The 20,375-nt window shown below is 66.1% G+C and carries 13 protein-coding genes; 6 read left to right on the forward strand and 7 right to left on the reverse strand.

From position 1 onward, the window contains the following. Nucleotides 1-21: 21 nt before the first annotated feature. Complete coding sequence (locus OXQ33_RS04600) at nt 22-1,521, reverse strand: porin (protein ID WP_267433517.1); 1,500 nt, start codon at nt 1,519-1,521, stop codon at nt 22-24. Continuing rightward, nucleotides 1,518-2,594 carry an ABC transporter substrate-binding protein gene (locus OXQ33_RS04605; protein ID WP_267433518.1) on the reverse strand — a complete coding sequence of 359 codons (1,077 nt, stop codon included), beginning with the start codon at nt 2,592-2,594 and terminating at the stop codon, nt 1,518-1,520. The genes OXQ33_RS04600 and OXQ33_RS04605 overlap by 4 nt, the downstream gene beginning before the upstream one ends. A gap of 100 nt (nt 2,595-2,694) precedes the next feature. Between OXQ33_RS04605 and OXQ33_RS04610 the strand changes: the two genes are divergently transcribed. Then, complete coding sequence (locus OXQ33_RS04610) at nt 2,695-3,360, forward strand: response regulator transcription factor (RefSeq protein WP_267433519.1); 666 nt, start codon at nt 2,695-2,697, stop codon at nt 3,358-3,360. Continuing rightward, nucleotides 3,350-4,786: a sensor histidine kinase gene (locus OXQ33_RS04615; protein ID WP_267433520.1), complete on the forward strand. Its 1,437-nt coding sequence runs from the start codon at nt 3,350-3,352 to the stop codon at nt 4,784-4,786. The genes OXQ33_RS04610 and OXQ33_RS04615 overlap by 11 nt, the downstream gene beginning before the upstream one ends. A gap of 271 nt (nt 4,787-5,057) precedes the next feature. Here the strand turns inward: OXQ33_RS04615 and OXQ33_RS04620 are convergent, their stop codons facing one another. From OXQ33_RS04620 to OXQ33_RS04635, 4 genes are all read right to left on the reverse strand, one after another. Beyond that, nucleotides 5,058-6,623, reverse strand: coding sequence for an amidase (locus OXQ33_RS04620; protein ID WP_267433521.1), 1,566 nt, complete (start codon nt 6,621-6,623; stop codon nt 5,058-5,060). 85 nt (nt 6,624-6,708) lie between these two features. Next, complete coding sequence (locus tag OXQ33_RS04625; protein ID WP_267433522.1) at nt 6,709-8,946, reverse strand: TonB-dependent receptor; 2,238 nt, start codon at nt 8,944-8,946, stop codon at nt 6,709-6,711. Nucleotides 8,947-9,081: 135 nt separating this feature from the next. Then, nucleotides 9,082-10,749 carry an amidohydrolase gene (locus tag OXQ33_RS04630; RefSeq protein ID WP_267433588.1) on the reverse strand — a complete coding sequence of 556 codons (1,668 nt, stop codon included), beginning with the start codon at nt 10,747-10,749 and terminating at the stop codon, nt 9,082-9,084. An 89-nt stretch (nt 10,750-10,838) separates the two neighbouring features. Then, nucleotides 10,839-12,281, reverse strand: coding sequence for a PLP-dependent aminotransferase family protein (locus tag OXQ33_RS04635; RefSeq protein WP_267433589.1), 1,443 nt, complete (start codon nt 12,279-12,281; stop codon nt 10,839-10,841). A 143-nt stretch (nt 12,282-12,424) separates the two neighbouring features. On the opposite strand from OXQ33_RS04635, the gene OXQ33_RS04640 reads away from it, so the two are divergent. Further along, nucleotides 12,425-13,066: an FMN-binding negative transcriptional regulator gene (locus OXQ33_RS04640; RefSeq protein WP_267433523.1), complete on the forward strand. Its 642-nt coding sequence runs from the start codon at nt 12,425-12,427 to the stop codon at nt 13,064-13,066. A 9-nt stretch (nt 13,067-13,075) separates the two neighbouring features. Here OXQ33_RS04640 and OXQ33_RS04645 read toward each other — a convergent pair whose 3' ends face one another. Then, nucleotides 13,076-14,974, reverse strand: coding sequence for a S9 family peptidase (locus OXQ33_RS04645; protein ID WP_267433524.1), 1,899 nt, complete (start codon nt 14,972-14,974; stop codon nt 13,076-13,078). A 601-nt stretch (nt 14,975-15,575) separates the two neighbouring features. Here OXQ33_RS04645 and OXQ33_RS04650 point away from each other — a divergent pair. From OXQ33_RS04650 to OXQ33_RS04660, 3 genes are all read left to right on the forward strand, one after another. Continuing rightward, complete coding sequence (locus OXQ33_RS04650) at nt 15,576-16,091, forward strand: sigma-70 family RNA polymerase sigma factor (RefSeq protein ID WP_267433525.1); 516 nt, start codon at nt 15,576-15,578, stop codon at nt 16,089-16,091. A 64-nt stretch (nt 16,092-16,155) separates the two neighbouring features. Then, nucleotides 16,156-17,073: a FecR domain-containing protein gene (locus OXQ33_RS04655; protein WP_267433526.1), complete on the forward strand. Its 918-nt coding sequence runs from the start codon at nt 16,156-16,158 to the stop codon at nt 17,071-17,073. A gap of 181 nt (nt 17,074-17,254) precedes the next feature. Beyond that, the gene (locus OXQ33_RS04660) at nt 17,255-20,275 is read left to right on the forward strand and encodes a TonB-dependent receptor (protein WP_267433527.1); all 3,021 of its coding nucleotides are present in this window, start codon (nt 17,255-17,257) and stop codon (nt 20,273-20,275) included. Nucleotides 20,276-20,375: the final 100 nt, after the last annotated feature.

The following is a 20,375-nucleotide window of genomic DNA, read 5'->3' on the forward strand; positions in this document are numbered from 1 at the left end:
CGTCAAAGGAGAAAGGGGCGTTTAGAAGGTGACGGCGATGCGGGTGCCGACGGTTTCGCCGCTGTCCGGGCCGGTGAAGGCGCCTGCGCGATTGTCGGTGTCCCAGTGGATCCAGTTGAACTGGAGCCGGGTGAAGCTGTTGAGATACCAGTTGACGCCCGCCGTCGCGGCCCAGCCGCGCCCGCCGGTCAGCAGGCTGGTGTAGTCGAGGTTTTCGTAGCGCGCGGTCAGCTCGATCGCGCCCGGCCCCCCTTCGAAAATGGGCTTCAGGACGCGCGGCTGGCCGAAGCTGCCCAGACGCGGGTTATAGGGCGGCAGGTCACCGGTGACGAACCAGCCGCCCGACAGGCTCCAGGCCTTGCTGAGGAAATCGGGCCGCCCCTCGGTCAGGCGCGCGCGGCGCTCGCCCGCCTCCGCCATGACCCAGACCGGGCCGACATAGCCGCCCAGCTCCGCGCCATAGCCGGTGGTGCTGCGTCCGCCGAGCAGCGCGCCGGTCGAGACGCGCAGCGCACCGTTGAAGCGGCCGCCGATCACCGTGTTGCGGGTCAGCGTCGTCGCGGCGGAGGACAGGGCCTCGTCGAAACCCCATAGCCCGACATGCAGGACCGAATTCTCGCTCTTGATCGGGTTCCAATGCGCGCGGCCCAGCACGGTGCGGCTGTCGTTGGTTGCCTGGTTGCCGTCGATCCGGTCGCCGGTCAGGGTCAGCGAGGCGTGGCCGGTCTTCCAGAACAGGCGCGGCATGATGCCCACGCCGTAGAAGCCGCGCTGCGGGATGATCGCGGTGGAGACGACGGTGCGCTCCATGAAGGGCGTCGAGTCCGAGCCCGTCGAGCCTTCGAAACCGCGATCGTTGAACAGATGCCCGGCGCGCAGGTCGTAATCCAGGCCCGGCCTGATGCGGTTGCGCCAGCCGATAAAGGCGGTGACGATGTCGACCTCGTTTTCCGAGAAGTCGGATTCGAACTGGTAGAAGAAATGGGTGCCGACCCCGCCTTCCAGACCCAGGCGCAGCGCGCGCATGCCGGTCGTCGTGATGTTGCGCCCGTCATAGCGCGATCCGAAGGTCGAACTGACATCGGTCAGGATGCGGCCGCGCGGCTTGAAGGTGTAGATGCCGTCCGCCGAGTGGAAGACGGGCAGGCCCGCGCCCCATTCGGTCGTCACGCCCGCTGCATTGGCCTGTCGCGCCTGCGCCACGTCGCGCTCGGCGGGGCCGGGGGGAACGAGCTGCGGTGCGAAGGGGCGGGTGACGGTCTCGCGCGAGGCCGGATCGGACTGCGCCAGTTGCGGCGCGGACGGGGTGGTCGGCGCAGGCGCGGCGCTGGCGAGCGGGGCGGACGCGATGGCGGCCTGCGTCCCCTCCAGCCGGTCGAGCCGGGCGCGCAAGGTCGCGATCTCGGCGGCCTGCTGGCGGACGAGGGCAGCGAGGTCGTCGTTGCTCGGCGTCTGGGCGAGGGCGGGGGTGGCCGCCATCAGCGCGACCAGCGCGGTGGCGGTTCGGATCGGGAACATCATTTGGGGGCCTCTTGAGCAAGAGTGGCGCGCCAGTCGGCCAGGAAGCGGCGGCGCTTGATCGTATCGAGATTGACGAGAAGCTGCGGCCCGACGCGGATCGGGCGCTGCTGTTCGGTCGACAGGCGGGGGCTGCGGACATCGGCGCGCACCGGCAACAGCCATTGCCTGGCGAGCAGCGTCTGCCCGGTGCGCGACAGCAGGAAGTCGAGGAACAGCCGCGCCGCCGCCGGGTGCCGGGCGTCGCGCGCGATGAAGGCGACGCGCGAGGCGATGATCGTATAGTCGCGCGGGAAGACCACCCGGATATTGGGATCGCGCATCGCGCGGGTCAGCGCATAGGGGCCGACGACATTATAGGCGATGGCGATCCGCCCCGCCGACACCGCATCCAGCATCGGTTCGGTCGTGCGCGACAGTTTCGGACGGGTCGCCGCGATCGCCTGCACCAGCGAGCGGGTGTCGCGGGTGATCGCATGATCCTCGGTCAGATAGAGATAGCCGACATTGGATTGCGCCGGGTCATAGGTGGCGACCTTGCCCATCAGCTCGGCGCGACGGGTGCGCAGCAACTGCTCGAACGCCTCATGCGTGCGCGGCACCTGCGCGGCGGGGATCAGGCGGCGGTTGACGACGAAGGCGACCGGCTCGGCGGTGACGCCGTAACCCATGTTCTTCCACACCGCCGTATCCGGCAGGGCGGGCTTTTCGGGGCTGAGATAGCTTTGCGCATAGCCGTCGTTGATCAGCTTGGCCTGAAGGTCCATCGCGGAGGACCAGACCAGATCGGCCCCCGGTGTCCGGCCCCGCGCCTCGGCGACCACCCGGTCGTAGATGGTGCTCGATTCCAGATCGTCATAGCGCACCTGGACGCCGGGATAGGTGCGGCGAAAAGCGGCCATCAGCGGCTGCATCGCGGCGGTGTCGGCATTGCCGTAGATGCGCACCATGCGCTCGCCCCGGGCATTGGCGACCAGCGCGTCATAGGAGCGGGGATAACCGGTCGGGCGCTGCGCATCGGTGCGGGTGGACGCCATGGCGCCCAGCATCAGCATCGATAGAATTACCATTCGCATCGTTCAGGTCCTCTCGCTTCCCGCCTCTGAGTTCGGATAAGCTCAAGGACATGGATTATCCCCGCAAGCTGTCATCCGCCTTTCACGGAGGCGCCGCATCATGCGGATTCTGATCGTCGAGGACGATGCGGCATTGGCGCGCGGGATCGTCGCGCTGTTGCGTACGGCGGGGCACGCGGTCGATCATGTCGCCACCGGCGAGGATGCGCTGATGGTCGCCGCGGACGAGGCCTATGCGCTGGTCGTCCTGGATGTCGGGCTGCCGGATATCGATGGCTTTTCGGTGCTTCAGACGCTCAGGCGGCAGGGGAACCGGGTGCCGGTGATGATGCTGACCGCGCGCGACGCGCTGGATGACCGGGTGCGCGGACTCGACCTGGGGGCGGACGATTATCTGCGAAAGCCCTTTGCGCCGGAGGAACTGGAGGCGCGGATCCGGGCGCTCGGGCGGCGGCGCGGCGGCGATCCCACGCCCGAGCTGGTGGTCGGGGCGCTGGTGCTGGACCGTTCGCGCGGGTCGGCGCGTGTGGGCGCGCGGACGCTCGATCTGCGCCGTCGCGAATGGGCGGTCCTCGATGCGCTGGCGACCCGCGCAGGCCAGATCGTTCCGCGCGAGACGCTGCAATCCGAGGTGTTCGGCTATGACGAGCCGGTCGGCCCCAATGCGATCGAGGTGAACATCACGCGGCTGCGCGGCAAGCTGGCCCCCAATGGTCCGGCGATCCGCACGGTGCGCGGGGTCGGCTATATGCTCGATGCCCATTAAGCGCGCACGGAGCGGCGCACTGGCGCTGCGTACCCGGCTGCTCGCGGCGATGCTGGCGCCGATGCTGGCGATCGCGGTGTTGCTGGGGCTGGCGGGTGCGACGCTGATCGCCGATGTGGTCCGGCGGACCAATGACCGCGTGCTCGGCGGCGCGCTGGGCGCGGTGGCCGAGACGGTGCAGGTGGAACGCGGCGAGGTGACGCTCGACCTGCCCGCGGCCGCGTTCGGAATGCTGGAGAATAGCGAGCGAGACAATGTCTATTACCGGATTGCGGTGGGGGGGCGCCTGCTGACCGGCTATGTCGATCTGCCCGCGCCCGACATCGCCGAACTGGCGCTCGACACGCCGCGCTTTCGTTTGGCCCATTATCGCGGCCAGGATATCCGCATCGCCGAGGTGCGCCGCGCGCTGCCGCGGATCGGTGCGCCGGTGATCGTGCAGGTCGCCGAGACGCTCGATGGTCGCCGCGCGCTGCAACGGCGGCTGATGGTGGCGCTGGTGCTGGGGGAATTGCTGCTGGTCGGCGTCGCGCTGCTGCTGATCCGCCCGGCGCTGGCTTGGAGCCTGCGCCCGCTGGCGGGACTGCGGGGCGCGGTGGCGGCTCGCGACACACGCGCGACGCCGGATCTGTCACCGCTCGATACCGGGCCGCTACCGGTCGAGCTTCGGCCGCTCGCCGATGCGTTCGACCATCTGCTCGCCCGGCTGGACAGCGCGACGGCGGGGATGCGGCGCTTCACCGCCGATGCCTCGCACCAGATGCGTACGCCGCTCGCGGTGCTGAAGGTGCAGGTCGCCCTGGCACGCCGTGGCAATCCGGCCGCACTGGGCGAGATCGCCGATGCCGCCGACCGGCTGGAGCATCTGGTGACGCAGCTACTTGCGCTCGCCCGCGCTGAAGAAGCGGGCGTCGCGCCGCCGCGCGAGCGGGTCGACCTGCGCGAGGTCGCGGTCGCCGTCATCAACCGCCGTATCGCGCAGGCGATCGAGGCGGGGATCGACGTCCATCTCGACGCCCCCACCGACATCGCGATCGCCAGCCACCGCACCTTGCTGTTCGAAATCCTCTCCAACCTGCTCGACAATGCGATCCGCTACAATCGGCGGGGTGGTCAGGTGATGCTGAACATCTCCTGCGAGGACGGGGAGGGGGTCCGGATGACGGTGGCCGATGACGGCCCCGGCCTGCCCGACGCCGAGCTGGCCCGTCTCGGCGAACGCTTCACCCGCCTGTCGACCGCGCGCGACAGCGAGGGCAGCGGCCTGGGCCTCGCCATCGTCCGCTCCGCCGCCTCACGGCTCGACGCCTCGCTGGAGATCGTCAACACCCGCCCCGGACTGCGCATCACCCTGCATTTCGGGAGTGACGGCGTAGGGACAGCGGAACCTGGCAAGCCGGACGGGCCGATAGTGCCGGTTGCATAACGGGGCGGCTGCCCTCCTAGGACCAATCGACATTTAGGCTGCACGATCTTTATTCCTCCCCTGCAAGGGGAGGGGGACCATGCGAAGCATGGTGGAGGGGTGTAACCAGCCGTGAGTTTGGTCGATCTCTCCAACGGGACACCCCTCCGTCAGGCCTTCGGCCTGCCACCTTCCCTTCCAGGGGAGGAATAGAGTGAATGTCGATCGGCCCTACATCCGAATTTGAGGCCAGGGGGCACGCGACTTGGCGGTTTCCCTTCGTGTCCTCGGGCTATTCCGCCATGCGCCGTGCCTCGGGGATGGCCTGTCCGATCCAGGGGGACGCCTGTTCATAGGCATGGCCGACCTGCAATACGGCAAGATCGGAATGGTTGGGACCGATGATCTGCAGACCGATCGGCAGCTTGTGGGGGCCGCCGAAACCGGCGGGCACCGCAAGGGTCGGCAGGCCCGCCATGGTCGGCGGCAGGGTTACTTCCATCCAGCGGTGATAGCTGTCCATCGCCCGGCCGGCGATCTCCTTCGGCCAGCGCTGGGCGACAGGAAAGGGAAAGACCTGCGCCGTCGGTAGAACGACGAAATCATAGCGATCGAACAGGGTGCGGAAGGCCTGATAGATGCGGCTGCGGCCCTGCGACGCTTCCGCTACCTGTCGGCCAGTGAGCGCCAGATAGCCTTCGACCTCGTAGATCGCTTCGGGCTTCATCAGCGCGCGTTTCGCCGGATCATGGTAGAAATCGATCAGATCCGATCCCACCGACCAGAAGCGCAGCGTCAGCGCGGTTTGCCACATCTCCGCCGCCGACAGGGCCAGCCGCGCCTCTTCCACCTCCATGCCGATCGCGCGGAAAGCGGAAAGCGCGTGGGTGCAGGTCTCGATTACGCCCGGCTCGGTGGCCAGCGCGCCTTGCAGATCGCCGAGCCAGCCGATCCGGCGGCCTTTCCAATCACGATCGAGCGGGCGCGCGAAGGCGGTCGGATCGTCGGAAAGCGAGAAGGGCGCGCGCGGATCGGCCCCCGCCTGCACCGATAGCAGCAGCGCCAGATCGCGCACGCGCCGCGCCATCGGGCCGGATGTGGCGAAGGTCTGGCCGAACACGTCGCTCGACGGCACGGACGGGACACGCCCGAAGGATGGGCGGAAGCCGAAGACGTTGTTCCAGCCGGCGGGGTTGCGCAACGATCCGCCGAAATCGCTGCCATCGGCAAGCGGCACCATATGGAGCGCCAGCGCCACCGCGCCCCCGCCGGTGCTGCCACCCGCGGCGAATGCCGGGTTCCAGGCGTTGCGGGTGGTGTCGAACAACGGGTTGAAGCTGTGCGATCCGAGCGCGAATTCGGGCACGTTCGATTTGCCCACGAAGATCGCCCCGGCGTCCCGCATCCGCGCGACCACCAGCGAGTCGGCGGTGGGGATATTGTCCCGCAGGATCGGCGAGCCCTGGGTGGTGCGGATGCCGCGCGTCGGTGCGGTGTCCTTCACCGCATGCGGAAAGCCATGCAGCGGCCCGCGGAAGCGGCCCGCTGCGGCGTCCGCGTCGCATGCCACGGCCATGTCCATCAGCCGCTCCGGGCGAACCTGCGAGACGATCGCGTTGAAGCGGGGGTTCAACCGCTCGAACCGCGCCAGATGGGCGGTCATGACCTCGCGGCTCGAAACCTGCTTGCGTCGAATGGCGGCCGCCAGGTCGGTCGCGCCGAGATCCAGCACGTCGCCGGCTTTGGCGGCACCGGCTGCGGCCCCGGCCCCGACATTTGCCGCTGCGATCGCGGCCGGAGCGGCGAGGAGGGTTCGCCGCGTCAGCCGCCCCGGGGGGTGTTGAGGTTTGTCACTCATGGGTCGTCATCTTCGTTCGCCCCTCCTGAACGATGGACCATATGCCCCCGGCAAACCGCCGAACGGCCCCCTCAATATCCGACCGTCAATATTCGAACGTGATGGACGATTTGAAGGTTCGTGGCGCACCCATGGTTAGATAGCCGAGTACCGCGGAGGACCAGTAATCCTTGTTCGTCACATTCTCGGCGCTGAGGCGGAAGGTCACCGGATGGCGGTCCGCGACGAAGACATAGCGCAGGCCGAGGTCCAGGCGCGTCCAGGCCGGAATGGAAAGTGTGTTGATATTGTTGACATATTGCCGATCGGTATAGACCAGGCGACCGGTGAAGGTTGCGCTTCTCAGAAATGGTGGCACCACCTCCGCTCCGAAATTGACCTGCCATTCTGGAACGCCGATCCCGCGCTTGCCGCGCAGGTCATAGGGTACGCGGTTGATATAGGTGACCTGCCGGATCACCTCGGCCTGCGTATAGGTGGCGCCGCCGATGAAGCGGAGCCAGTCGGTCGGTTCGCCGTTCAGGCTCAACTCGACGCCGCGATTGCGTTGTTCGCCATCGACCAGCAACGAAACCTGACCGACCGCCGGTCCGTCGACATAGGATGAGATCGGCTGGTTCGTCTGATAGACCGCCGCCGTCCCGGTCAATCCGCGCAGCGCGAATTTGATGCCGCCTTCATATTGTACCGAGCGATAGGGCTCGAAGATCTGCCCCGAATTGGCGACCGTCAGGCCGCCAAAGGTCGCGGGGGCGACGGCTCCCTGCACCAGCGCCTCGATGCGGTTGGCGTAGATCGACAAGCTATCGGTCGGCTTCGCGACCAGCCCGACCACGGGCGTTACCGCGTCACGGATGACCTGGGTGACGCGGTAGCCGGGACTATAGGCGAAGGTCCGGGAATCCATCTTCTGGTACCGTCCGCCCAGGGTCAGCAGCAGCCGGTCCTCCAGAAAGCCCAGCGTATCCGACGCGAACACGCTACGATAGTCGAAGGCCTGGAGCCGACGCAGGTTGCCGAGGTTGGTCAGCACGGTCGCATCCGCCGGCTTGGCGACCTGCGGCGCGTTGTAGAGATTGCTGCAAAATACCGAGGACGTCAGCGATGCCGCCGGAATGCCGGTGCAGTTCGGGCCGGTCCGGGTCGACGCCGGGTAGATGCCGCCGGTCGAGACGTTGCGGTTCTCCTGGAAGGTTACCGAAGCACCGGCATTGACCTGGTGCGAGACGCCGCCGGTTGCGAACCTGGCGCGCAAGCCGAGCTGGCCTGCCTCATTATTGTCGGCGCGGGGCACATAGAGCCTGGCCTGGGTGCCGTTGCCATTGGCGGCTGCGATGGTAATCGTCGAATAGTCGCCATATTCGCTGCCGTCCCGCATGCCGAACGCGGAGTACAGCATGACGTCCTTGGCGATATCGAGTTCGAAGCGCAGCGTGCCATAGACGTCGCGCAGCTTGGTATAGGTCCAGGCCTGACCATAGTTGGAACTGGCCCTGGGCGGTGCGGGCACGACGGTCAGCGCCGAGCCGAGGCGGATCACCGGGCGGGGCTGGAACACGCGCTGATTCTCATAGCCGAGATCGAGGAAAATGCGTGCCGGGCCACTGCGATAATCGATGCCGAGGCCACCGACGATGACGCGCTTGTCCTCATTGTCGATCGCATTCTCGCCTTGGCGATAGACCCCGTTGGCGCGGATGCCGAGTTCGTCATGGGGCCCGAAGCGCCTGCCCGCGTCGAAATTGCCGCCGAAGATGCTCTTACCGCTGAAGCTGCCGGTGATGCGATACAATGGCTTGTCGGCGCGCTTCGGCGTCAGGTTGATGCCGCCGCCGACCCCGGACCCGCCCGGCGGGGCGCCGAACAGGAAGGCGCTGGCTCCGTTGAGAACCTGGACGCCCTCGTAGAGTTCGGGGGAGATCAACTGGCGCGGCGTGATCCCGTACATGCCGTCGATCGCGATGTCGTCGCCATAGAGCGGAAAGCCGCGGACCATGAACAGCTCGGCCTGATTGCCATTGCCCGAGGTGATGCGCACCGAGGGATCGTTCTTCATCACGTCGCCGATCGTCTCCGACTGCTGGTCGAGGATCAGTTTGGCGGTGTAGGTGGTGACGTTGAACGGCGTCGACATCGCATCCTGATTGCCCAGAGCGCCGAGGTTTCCGTCACTGACCACCTGCTTTTGCACCTGTTGGCCCGTGACGATGATCTCGTCGCTTTCCCTGGCCGGCTCCTCCTGCTGCGCGAAGGCGGGCGTGGTCAGCATCGTCGCAAGGGCGGTAAGGCCGGCGGTACGAAGCCAGGAACGGCAAGCGGTCATGCGAAATCCCCCAGAAACCGGAAACAAGGCCAGTCCACTCCCGATTGTGCGTCTCATTATCCGAACAGTGTTGGCCCATTACCGGTCGGGCAAAACATCCAGTTTATGCAGAGGGGAGGGGACCAAGCCGCCGGGTCAGGCGACGAAGCGCGGCACCCCGTCCACGACGGTCCGCAGCACCTTCGCGTCGGTCATCCTTTCCGGGTCGATCGCGAAAAGATCGGTATCGAAGACTGTGAAATCCGCAAGGAAGCCCGGCGCCAGAACGCCCAGTCGCCGTTCCGCAAAGGCGGCATAGGCGCCGCCCCGCGTATAGCCGGACAGCGCCTGGGCGAGGCCGATACGCTGTTCGGGATACCAGCCGCCGGGGTTCTTTCCGTCGATCGTCTCGCGGAGCACCGCCGCCTTCAGGCCGCTCAGCGGATCGATCGGAGCGACCGGCCAGTCCGACCCCATGCAGACATGCGCGCCGGACGCGATCAGCGAATGAAAGGCGAAGCTGGTCTTCAGCCGATCCGGCCCGATGCGGAGCGCTGCCCAACGGCCATCGTCGACGGCATGATAGGGCTGGATGGAGGCGATCACGCCCTGGCGTGCGAAGCGCGAAATCGCCGCGGGGGTGAGATGCTGGGCGTGTTCGATGCGAAAGCGGCGATCGCGTTCGCCATTGGCCGCGGCGACGGATGCCATGATGTCGAGCACGGTGTCATTGGCCTTGTCCCCGATCGCATGCACCGCGATCTGCAACCCGGCCTTGTCCGCGGCCATCATCCAGCGTTCGAGGTCGGCGGGATCGGTGACGGTGATGCCATGGGTCGACGGGTCATCGACATAGGGATCGTAGAACAGGGCGGTGCGGGACCCCAGCGAACCGTCGAACACCACCTTGCAGCCCGCCAGACGCATCCCGTCGTCGCCGCTGCCATGATCGGCGATCAGCTTTGCCTGCCGCGCCCAGTCCGCCAGTGGTACATAGCTGCGAAAGCGGATGCCGGGCGACCCCGCCGCGTTCAGCCGCTGAAAGGCGGCTTGGGAAACCCAGTCGATCTCGGTGCTGTGGACGCCGGTCACCCCCTTGCTCAGTGCCAGCGCGATGCCCTGCCGTATCGCGGCGTCGATCCGCGCATCGCTGGGGGTGCCGATCGCGCGGAAAGCCAGTTGCTTGGCGGCGTCCTTGATGATGCCGGTCGGCTCGCCCTGCGCATCGCGCTCGATCACGCCGCCGGGCATGTCGGGGGTGTTGCGATCGATCCCGGCCAGTTTGAGGGCGACCGAGTTGAGCAGCATCATATGCAGGTCGTATCGTATCACCGCGACGGGCGTGTCGGCGGTGACCGGGTCGATCCAACTGCGATGCGGCATCTGGCCGCCCCAGCGGTCCTGATCCCAGTTGCCGCCCTGTAGCCATTCTCCCTTCGGCAGCTTGCGTGCCGCCTCGCCGATCCGCCGGACGAAGTCTTCGGGGCTGTCCGCCGTCCGCAGCGAAGGCTGGGTGAGCATGACGGATGCCTTGACGAAGTGGACATGCGCGTCGACGAAACCGGGCGTCACGAACGCGCCCTTGAGATCGACGATCCGGGTCGATCTGGCGGTAGCGCTCCTGACCGCCGCGTGGCCGATCGCGCCGATCCTGTCCCCTTTGACCCCAAGCGCGTCGGTGAACAGGCCCGGGCCAGCGCCCGTCCAGATCCGTCCGTTGATGTAGGCGGTGTCGAGCGCGCCCGTCATATCCCGCGCGAGGGCAGGGGCCAGCATTGCAGCCACCCCGCCGCCGCTCGCCGTCAGAAAGCTTCGCCTGTCCATCACCGGTCCCTCCGCTTCACCGAAAAGACATCAATCCGTCGATCGCTAGCGCGAAACATCCAGTTCGCGCCGAACGGACCGGGCCAAGCCTAATGCGCGGCCTGCGCCAGCGCCGAGAGACCGGCGCGCGCCTCCTGTTCCGTCAAGCTGGCAAAGCCGATCCGCAGGCCCTGCGGGGCGTCTTCCCGCGTCATGAACGAGCGCGAGGAGGCGAAGCGCAGGCCCATCGCTTGGGCACGCGCCTCGATCGCGTCGAGATCGCCGCGAAACCGCAGCCAGAAGGCGAGCCCTCCGTCCGGCAGGCGATATTCGACCAACCCGCCCAGCGTGCGTTCGACCTCCGCGGCGAAGCTCTGTCGTCGTTGGGCATATATCTGGCGCACCTTGCGGGCATGGCGGCGCAATTCGCCGCTCTCGATCAGTTCGGCCGCCGTATCCTCGGTCAGGGTGTTGCCCATGCCGTCGGTCAGCGAAACGGAATGCGCGATCGCCTCGATCACGGGTATCGGTGCGGCGACATAGCCGATGCGCAAGGCGGGCAGGAGCAGCTTCGACAGGGATCCGACATAAATGACATGGTTGGGCGCATAGCCGGCCATGGGCAGCAGCGGTTGGGATTCGAAGTGGAATTCATGATCGTAATCGTCCTCGATGATCGCGAAGCCGAATTGGCGAGCGAGTTCGAGCAGACGCAGGCGGCGCTCGGGCCGTAGCGATACGGTCGTCGGGAACTGATGATGCGGGGTTACGAACACGGCGCGAACCCGGTGCCGTCGACACGCCGCCTCGACATCGTCGATGATCGTGCCTTCGTCGTCGAGCCCGACCGACACCACCTGCGCTCCCAAGGCGCGGAATGCGGCCACGGCCGGTTCATAGGTCAAAGCCTCGACGATCACGGTGTCGCCCGGCCGCAACAGCACTTGCGCCGAGACGAAGATGCCGTTCTGGCTGCCGCGCGTGATGCAGATATTGTCGGCGGTCACGCTCAACCCGCGCTGGCTTTTGAGCATCGCGGCGACATTCTCCCGCAACGCCGGCGAACCGCGCGGGTCGCGATACTGAAAGCCGTTGATCCGCGTCGCCTTCGCGACGGCCGAGCGATAGGCACGGGCAAGCAATTCGGCGGGGAACAGCCGCCCGTCCGGGGCACCTTCGTCCAGCTTCAAACCCGGTCCCGGTGGTAGCGCGAGCGGTCGTTGCGGCGGCGGGGCGAAGCGATAGGCGGCGTCCGTGGGAGCCGTATGCGGCAGGGGGGACTCGTGCGTTCGACCGGACGGTTCGGGCAGCGACTCTGACACCATCGTGCCCCGTGTCCCGGCGGAGGAAAGCCAGCCCTGGGCGATCAAATCTTCATAAGCGAGGACGACCGTCTTGCGATTGACCTTCAGGGTGGTCGCGAGTTCGCGGCTGCTCGGCAGATAGGTGCCCGAGGTCAGTCGTCCGCTGTCGATATCGCGGATCAGCGCCTGGATGATCTGCATATAGATCGGCGTTTCGCGTGCGGGGTCGATCCGCTCGCTCAAGCCCACTTGCCAAGGGCGCAGCATTGGTCCCTCATTTCCATTGATTTTAGCGAGGTCTACGGCCCAGCCACAGGTTTGTGAAGCTTGGTCCCGCGCCATTTTATGTCTTGGCGCTTGTTGCGCGAGGGGCGTCGCGCGATTGCGCGATCATGACGCGGCAGGGCTTGGTTTCGACGAAGGGGGCACGCCCTCTGTCTCCCTTTGAGCGCTATGGCGATGCCGATCTCCGTATGCTGATCGATGAGCATCCGCTCGCCTGGGTGACGGCGCGCGGCGGGGAAGGGCTGGAGGCCAGTCTGCTGCCGCTGATCGGTGTCTATGATGAGGACGGCCGCCTGATCGAGTTGATCGGCCATCTGGCGCGGCGCAATCCGCTGCATGCCGCGCTGGCCAAGGACCCTTCGGCCACCATCCTGTTTCGCGGCCCCGAAGGCTATGTGTCGCCCGAACAGGCGGGACTCCGCGATTGGGCACCGACTTGGAATTATGCGCAGGCCAGGGTCAATGCGGATATCGTGTTCGACGAAGCGGCGACCGAGCAGTCCCTGGCTGTGTTGATCATGGCGATGGAGCACTCGCGCTCCGATCCCTGGTCGACCGCGGAATTGGGCGAGCGCTATCCAGGGATGCTCGGCGCCATCATCGGCTTCCGAGCCCGCCCCACCGCGATCGCCGCGAAATTCAAGCTGGGCCAGGACGAGCGGATCGACACGCTGCGCGCGATCCTCGCCGCGACGGCCGATCCGGCGCTCCGACGCTGGATGGCGCATTTCAACCGATCGCGGCTCTAGGTTCGACGCTCAGCGCAAATGCGCGTCGAACCACGCCAGCATGCGGGTAAGGCTGTCGACCTGATGGGCATATCGGGTGAAGATGTGCGGCTCGTGCGGATAGAGGACCAGCTTTGCCGGTTTGCCCTGAAAGCGGAGGGCGTTGAAGAAGGCCAGCGACTGGGTCGGCGGCACGCGATCGTCATCGGCGCCATGGATCAGGAGGATCGGGGTCGTGACACGCTCGACGCTGGTCAGTGGCGAATGCGCCGCGAAGACGTCCGGCGCGCTTAGCACCGGCGGGAAATAGGCGCCCAGATAGTTGGGCGAAATATCGGTGGTCAGCGCCATCATCTTCAGGTCGCTGATCCCCGCGCCGGAATAGGCCGCCTTGAACCGGTCGGTATGCCCGACGGACCACATCGCCATGAAGCCGCCATAGCTCCATCCGCCGATGCCGAGCCGGTTCGGATCGGCCACACCGCGATCGATCACCGCGTCGATACCGTCCTGAACGTCCTGATAGTCGCGACCGCCCCAGTCGCCGAAATTCGCCTCGGCCAGATCGACGCCGCCGCTACTCGATCCGCGCGGATTGGGGAGCAGGACCGCATAGCCATGCGAGGCGAGGAGTTGCGCGGGCGAGTACCAGGTCGCGTTCCAGCCGTTCGACCAGCTTTCCAGCGGGCCGCCATGCAGATAGGTGACCATCGGCACACGCATCCCCTGGGTATAGCCTGCGGGATAGACCAATATGCCGTGCAGGACGCGGCCATCCTTGCTGCTCTTCCACTCGATCTCTTCGGTTGCTCCCAAAGTCCACTGGGCGACTTGCGGGTTATGGTCGGCCACGCGTCCCAGCTTGCTGCCGCGCATGGTCCAGATCGCGGCGGGACGATCCGGCGTGCTGCCCGCGATGGCCAGGACCCGCAAATCGGTCGAGGCGGTGAAGCGATCGCCGCCGGTCGGAACGCGGGCCAGGGGCGTCGCGCGCCCGGTGGTCAGGTTGACGCGGTAGACGATATCATGCGTGCCTTCTTCCGCTCCGCCGAGCAGCGTCCTGCCATCGGCGCTCCACTTGAAAATACCGAAGGTGGCGGGGTTCTGGCCGGTCACGTCGATCTTGTCGCCGGTTCGCAGATCGACGATGCGCGGATAGCCGCCCAAAATGCCCTTCTCGGTCCGCTCGGTGAGCACGATGCGGCGGCCGTCCGGCGACGGTTCGCTGAGGAAATGGCCGCGCGGCGTCAACGTCTTTACGATATGGCCGGTCGCGCCGTCGAGCAGGGCGGTACGGGTCGCATAATAGACGTCGTTGAGGTTCGACGACGAAGCAAGCCGCGCGATATAATGCGAGCCGCCGGGGATGGCGACCGCGTCACCGACATTGTCGTCGCCACGGGTGATCAGCCGCGCCTGGCCATCCGCGAGCGTATAGACGAACAGCCGGTCGAAAAGGCTGCGATCGAAGGCGACGACCTCGTCATTGTTCGCCGCCTGGCGTTCGCGCTGGCGGGCGTCACCGGTGTCGCGATGGACGAAGCTCATGCCGCTGCCATCGGGTAGCCAGCGGAAGCTTTTGATGCCGCCCGGAATGTCGGTCAGGGGGCGCGCTTCGCTGGTAAAGTCGAACAGGTGGAGTTGCGGCTTGTTCGCGTCGGCTGCCGGTGCCCTGGCCGCCACCTGGGGAAGGTCCTCCAGCCCGGTCAGCTTGAAGCGGAACTGCGGCCAGTTGTTCTTGCGCGTCGAAAGAAACGCCAACGAGCGAGAATCCGGCGACCAGCGTGGCGAAGTGTCGGAGCCGCTGCCGACGATCAGCGGCTGGGCCGGGGCCGAACCATCGGCAGGCACGATCCAGATGCGCGATACGCGTTCGTCACCCTTACGCTCGGTGACGGTATAGGCGATCCGCTTTCCGTCGGGTGACATCTGCGCATCGGCAACTTGTCGAACCCCCAGTATGTCCTCGGGCGTTATCGGATGCCCGCTCTGTCCCAGAGCCGGTGGGGTAACGAGAATGCAGGTCCAGAGGGCCAATAGGTAACGCACGCGGATCCTTTCGAGCAGCGTCGATACCGGGCAGCAGGGGTGGCCGATATCGACGCTGCTCATTCTCAAGCACGACGCTTCGTACAACCGCCAATTTTGGTCGAAGCCATGGGTCCAGCATGTTGCCCGCCCTTCACCAAAGGGATGCGCCGCTTCTGCCAAAGCGTGATGGATCGTCGCTCTCCCGAATGCACCGGAATAAGTCCCATCCACGATAATGCTGTCGACTCGCAATAGCATCCTGTGTACTGGGCCAGGCGATGACGGGGCAGGAGACAAACCAGGCTGCTGCAAATATGGCTCGGCGAAGCGCGAGGAACGGCCATGTCGTCGCAGGCTCAATTCCGCTGGGACCCCGACCAAGTGCGTCGCCATACACAAACGGAGATGAGATTCCGTCCTTTAGCATTGACGCGCGGATCGCAGACAGTCCCGCCCGTACGGGTGATGCGCCACCCATGACCGATATGCGGCTTTGGTGATGGAACGACCCGGGCGCATTCTGGCGCTGTTCGCCGGTCAGCGTCGTCGGCTGATCGCCGAGGCGACGCGGCTGACGGGCGATACGGCATCGGCGGAGGATATCGTCCAGGAGGCGTGGATCCGCCTGTCGCAAGGGGCTGCGGAAACGAGCATCGACGCGCCGGTCGGCTATGTCCGCCGGGTCGTGCGGAACCTGGCGTTGGACGAGTATCGACAACGGCGGCGGCGCGAGCAGGTGACGACGCTGGACCCGGACGGCGATCCCGAGATGCTGGACGGCGAGGCGGTGGGCGTCGACCGGGCGCTGATGGCGCGGGAGGAACTGGCGCTGGTCACGGCCGAACTGGCGCGGATGCCATCCCGGATGCGTCGTGCGGTCGAGCTTCATCGCGTATCGGGCGCCCCGCTGCGGGAGATTGCCGCCGAGCTGGGCGTGTCGGTCACCACCGCCCATGGGCTGGTGACGCAAGGTGTGGAGCGGTGCCGCAAATGCCTGGAACCGAAGCGGCATTGACCGATGATCCGAAAAATGGGTCGCGCCGTTCGTCATGTCTCCGTGAGCGCGGAAGGGGGACGGGATGATCGCGGACGAGGATTGTCGGCGCGAGGCGCTGGACTGGATGATCCTGTTGCAGGAGCGTCCCGACGATGCCGGCGTGCGGGCGCGCTTCCGACACTGGCGGCGGTCGCCTGCATGTGACGCGGCATGGCGCGATCTGGATCATGTCGGGGATATGGTCCGTCTGGCCTGTGAGGCTTACCCCGTGTCGTCCCCATACGTGCCGCGCCGATGGACAAGGGTACTGCCCGTCGTGATGGCGGGGGCGATCGCGGCGATCTTCGTCGGGCAGGTCCTGCTGCCGTTTGCGGAGGCCGATTTTGTGACGGGGACCGGCGAAGTAAGGAGGGTTAGGCTGGCCGATGGTAGCCGGGTCACGCTGGCTCCCGACAGTGCGATCGCGCTCGATGGCGCGCGGCAGGTGAGGCTGTTGCGCGGCACCGGCTTTTTCGAGGTCCGGCATAACGCCGCCCACCCGTTCCGCGTCAAGGTGGGCGAGGCGGTGGCGACCGATTTGGGCACCGCCTTCGAGGTTCGGCGCGATGACGATGGCGCGCATATTGCGGTGCGGGAAGGACGGGTGCGCGCGTCTTGCGAGCATGGTGCGATCGATCCGAGCGACATGCAGCCGGGCGACGTGGCGGAACTGGACTGTGCGACGGCCCACGTCCGGAAATCGTCCGCTCCACCATCGGCGATAGCGAGCTGGACGCAAGGCCAGCTCGTCATGGCGGATCGCCCTTTGGGTGAGGTGGTGGCGGCGCTGCGTCCGTGGCATCGCGGGCTGCTTCTGGCGCGTGGGAGCGGTATGGCACGCCACGTCACAGGCGTTTACGACCTGCGTCGTCCCGACCGGGCTTTGGCCGCCATCCGCCGGGCGCATGGCGCGACGGTGTGGCAGGTCACGCCCTGGATCACCATCGTCACTGCCGGTTAAGCGACCCTTTTTCACCATCCGAAAAAAAAGCCGAAAAATCCCAGGCGGCATTCGTCTACCCAGTGAATGAGAATGATGCGCAATAGCAATCATGCCATTTTGACCATCGGGGGACGACGTGACGAACAGATATCCGGGATTTGGGCGCCATAAGCTTCGGTACAAGAGCGTGGGGCTGGCGATGCTGCTTTCGGCCTCGTCGCTTGCGGGGCTGATCGCACCGCTGGCGGTACAGGCCCAGCAGGCGAGCGTCAGCGTCAGCATCGCGGCGCAGCCGCTGGGCGATGCGCTGGCGCAATTCGCGCAGCAGGCCCATCTCCAACTCGGTGTCGACGCGACGCTGGTGGCGGGCAAGCGTTCGCCGGGTGTGACGGGGCGGATGGACCGCGCGCGGGCGCTCGACCAGCTGCTGGCGGGAAGCGGCCTCGACTGGCGGATCGCGGACAAGGTGCTCACGGTACAGCAGGCGCCCGCGCGCGCCGCAGCCGGAGCGCAGAAGGGGCCGCTTGTCACCGACGCCTTGCAGGTGGAGGGCGACGCCGCCCCGCGCGACGTGGCCGAAACACGCGCCCAGCGCGGCCATGACACGGTCTTCGACGGTGATTTCTCCAGCGGCTACAAGGACCGCGCCGAGATCGAGCGCTACAAGGGCGTCACCACCTCCGACCTGCTGACCGGCATGGTCAATGTGCTCAGCGGCGACGCGCGCAACAGCGGCGCGCTCGACCCCAGTATTCGCGGCATCCAGGGGCCGGGGCGCGTGCCGGTCGTGATCGACGGCACCGAACAGGCGCTGACCGTGTGGCGCGGCTATAACGGCGCGAGCAACCGCTCCTATGTCGACCCCAACCTGATCTCGGGCCTGCAGGTGCTGCGCGGGCCGACCGACCAGGGCAATATCCGCAGCTCGACCGGCGGCACCGTCGTCATCAACACGCTGGATGCCGACGACGTGCTGCGCCCTGGCCGGACCTTCGGTCTCGACCTGCGGCTGGAGGGCGGCAACAATTCGACCGACCCGCGCCTGCCGACGCTGCTGACCGGCCGCGACTATCGCACCGTGCCGGGCTTTCCGCAGACTTCGCCCAGCTTCGCGCTGAACGACCCGTATTTGCGCGTCGTGCCGCGGACCGGGTCGGACAATAAGTTCTTCTCGTTCGGCGACCGTGCCGTGCGGGTGGCCGGTGCCTTGCGGATCGAGGGGCTGGACCTGTTCGCCGCCTATGCCTTTCGCGAGCGGGGCAATTATTTCTCCGGCACGACCGGCGCAGACTATTATGAGCAGTCGAACCTGCCGTCCCGCAACCTCAACCGCATCCGGCGGCTGGCCATCGGCTATGTGCCCGGCAACGAGGTGCCCAACACTTCCAGTGATCTGGAATCGGTGCTGCTCAAGGCGACCTGGCACATCGCCGACGACCAGTATCTGCTGGTCAGCCTGCGCGACAGCGTCACCCGTTACGGCGAGATCATGCCGTCGCGCATCCCTATCGACATGGGCAATGCCCAATGGCCGCTCAGCAAGGTCCATGCCCGCGCCTACAATGTCGAATATAAGTGGCAGCCGGACAGCCGCTGGATCGACCTGAAGGCCAATCTCTGGGCTACCGACACACGGAGCGACACCTATAATTCGGGCGGGATGCCCAATTTCGCGACCTTCCAGAATCCGATCATCATCGACAATGCCCGCGCCAATGCGATGAACGATCGCTACGGCTTCAACGCCAGCAACACGCTTCGCTTCGGCTCGAAGCTCGACCTGACGCTGAGCGGCAATTGGCAGCATGAGAAGCTGGCGTCGCGGGACGTCTATGATCCCGCGAACTTCCAGGGCTGGCGACAATTCCCGCGCGCCGGGCGGCGCGAGGAATTCCTGGTCCGGCTGGACGGCGAGTGGCGACCCGCCAGTTTCCTGAAGCTGAATGCCGGGCTCAGCTATGCCGGATATTGGGCGGTGGACGATTTCGCGCGCGACCAGATCGCCAAGGGCAATGCCAATCTAAATTCCGTTCTTTACAAGGGTTTCCAGTCCTCGTTCCAGGTCGAGGGTACCGGCGAAGCGTTCTATAGGCGATATATCGAAAGCTTATTGGTGGGCGCGCCGGCCGAGGAAATCGAGAGCATTCTCGCGTCTATTCTGCCGGACTATCTGGCAAGCCCTTACCCGATCTCGTTCGATCAGGTTGGGCCGGTCTGGGCCCCCGACGCTCAGGGGCGCTATCGGCGGGCGGAAAACCCCTGTGTCAACGGGACGATCAATACGATCCCCGGCAATAACGGAATCTGCATTCTGCAGAGTATCGCTGAAATTGTCCCGATCACCGCGCCTCGTCGCTCGGCACACAAATGGGCGCCGAGCCTCTCGGCTACCGTCTATGCCGACGAACATACCCGTGCCTATGCCCGCTATATCGAGACGTGGCGCTTCCCAAGCATGTTCGAAAGCACGCTGGGCTTCTCGGCCTCGTTCAACCCTGTGGCACCGCTACGGCCTGAACATGCCAGGCTCTATGAGATCGGGCTGGTCCGCGACCTGCGCAGCCTGCTACGCTTGAACAGGGAGGATCAGCGCGCCGACATCAAGCTGACCTTCTATCGCAATCACATCACCGATGTGGTCGAGCGGTCCACCCAGCTCCAGTTCAGCAATGTCCAGGAACAGACGATCGCCGGGATCGAGGCCGAAGCGCGGATCGACACCGGCGGCTTCTACAGCCAGCTGGGCGCGGCGTTCATGACCACCAACCGGGTCTGTGACGAAAGCGTCGCGGCGCTGGCCGACCGGAAGAATGGCAGCATCCCGAACTGCGTCAAATATGGCTTTCCGGACGGTTTCCTGCTGACCCAGGCGACGCCGGAGCAGACGGTCAACTGGACGATGGGCGGACGCTTTTTCGACAAGAAGCTCGAGATCGGCGGGCGGCTGACCTATTACAGCCGCTACAATAATCCGTTGTTCCAGAAGATCGCCGACCTGCCGGAAGCGGAGCAGCTCGACGTCTTTTCGCTCAACGTGCCGTTCAGTTGGGGCGAGATCGTCACCGCCGACGCCTATGTCCGATACCGGCTGAACAACCGTTTCTCGGCCGAGCTGGTCGGGACCAACCTCAACGATCGTTATTATGCGGACCCGCTCACCCGTTCGATGATGCCCGCCCCCGGGCGCACCGTCCGGTTGAGCCTGACGGGCCGCTTCTGATGATCCCGAAATTCGACCCCGCCGTCCATGTCCTTCCTGAAAACCGGACTGGGGCGACGGGGCCGGATCGATGCGCCCGAAGCGATCGGGCGCACACCAC

The organism is Sphingomonas sp. GM_Shp_1 (assembly GCF_026540895.1).
Lineage (GTDB): Bacteria > Pseudomonadota > Alphaproteobacteria > Sphingomonadales > Sphingomonadaceae > Sphingomonas.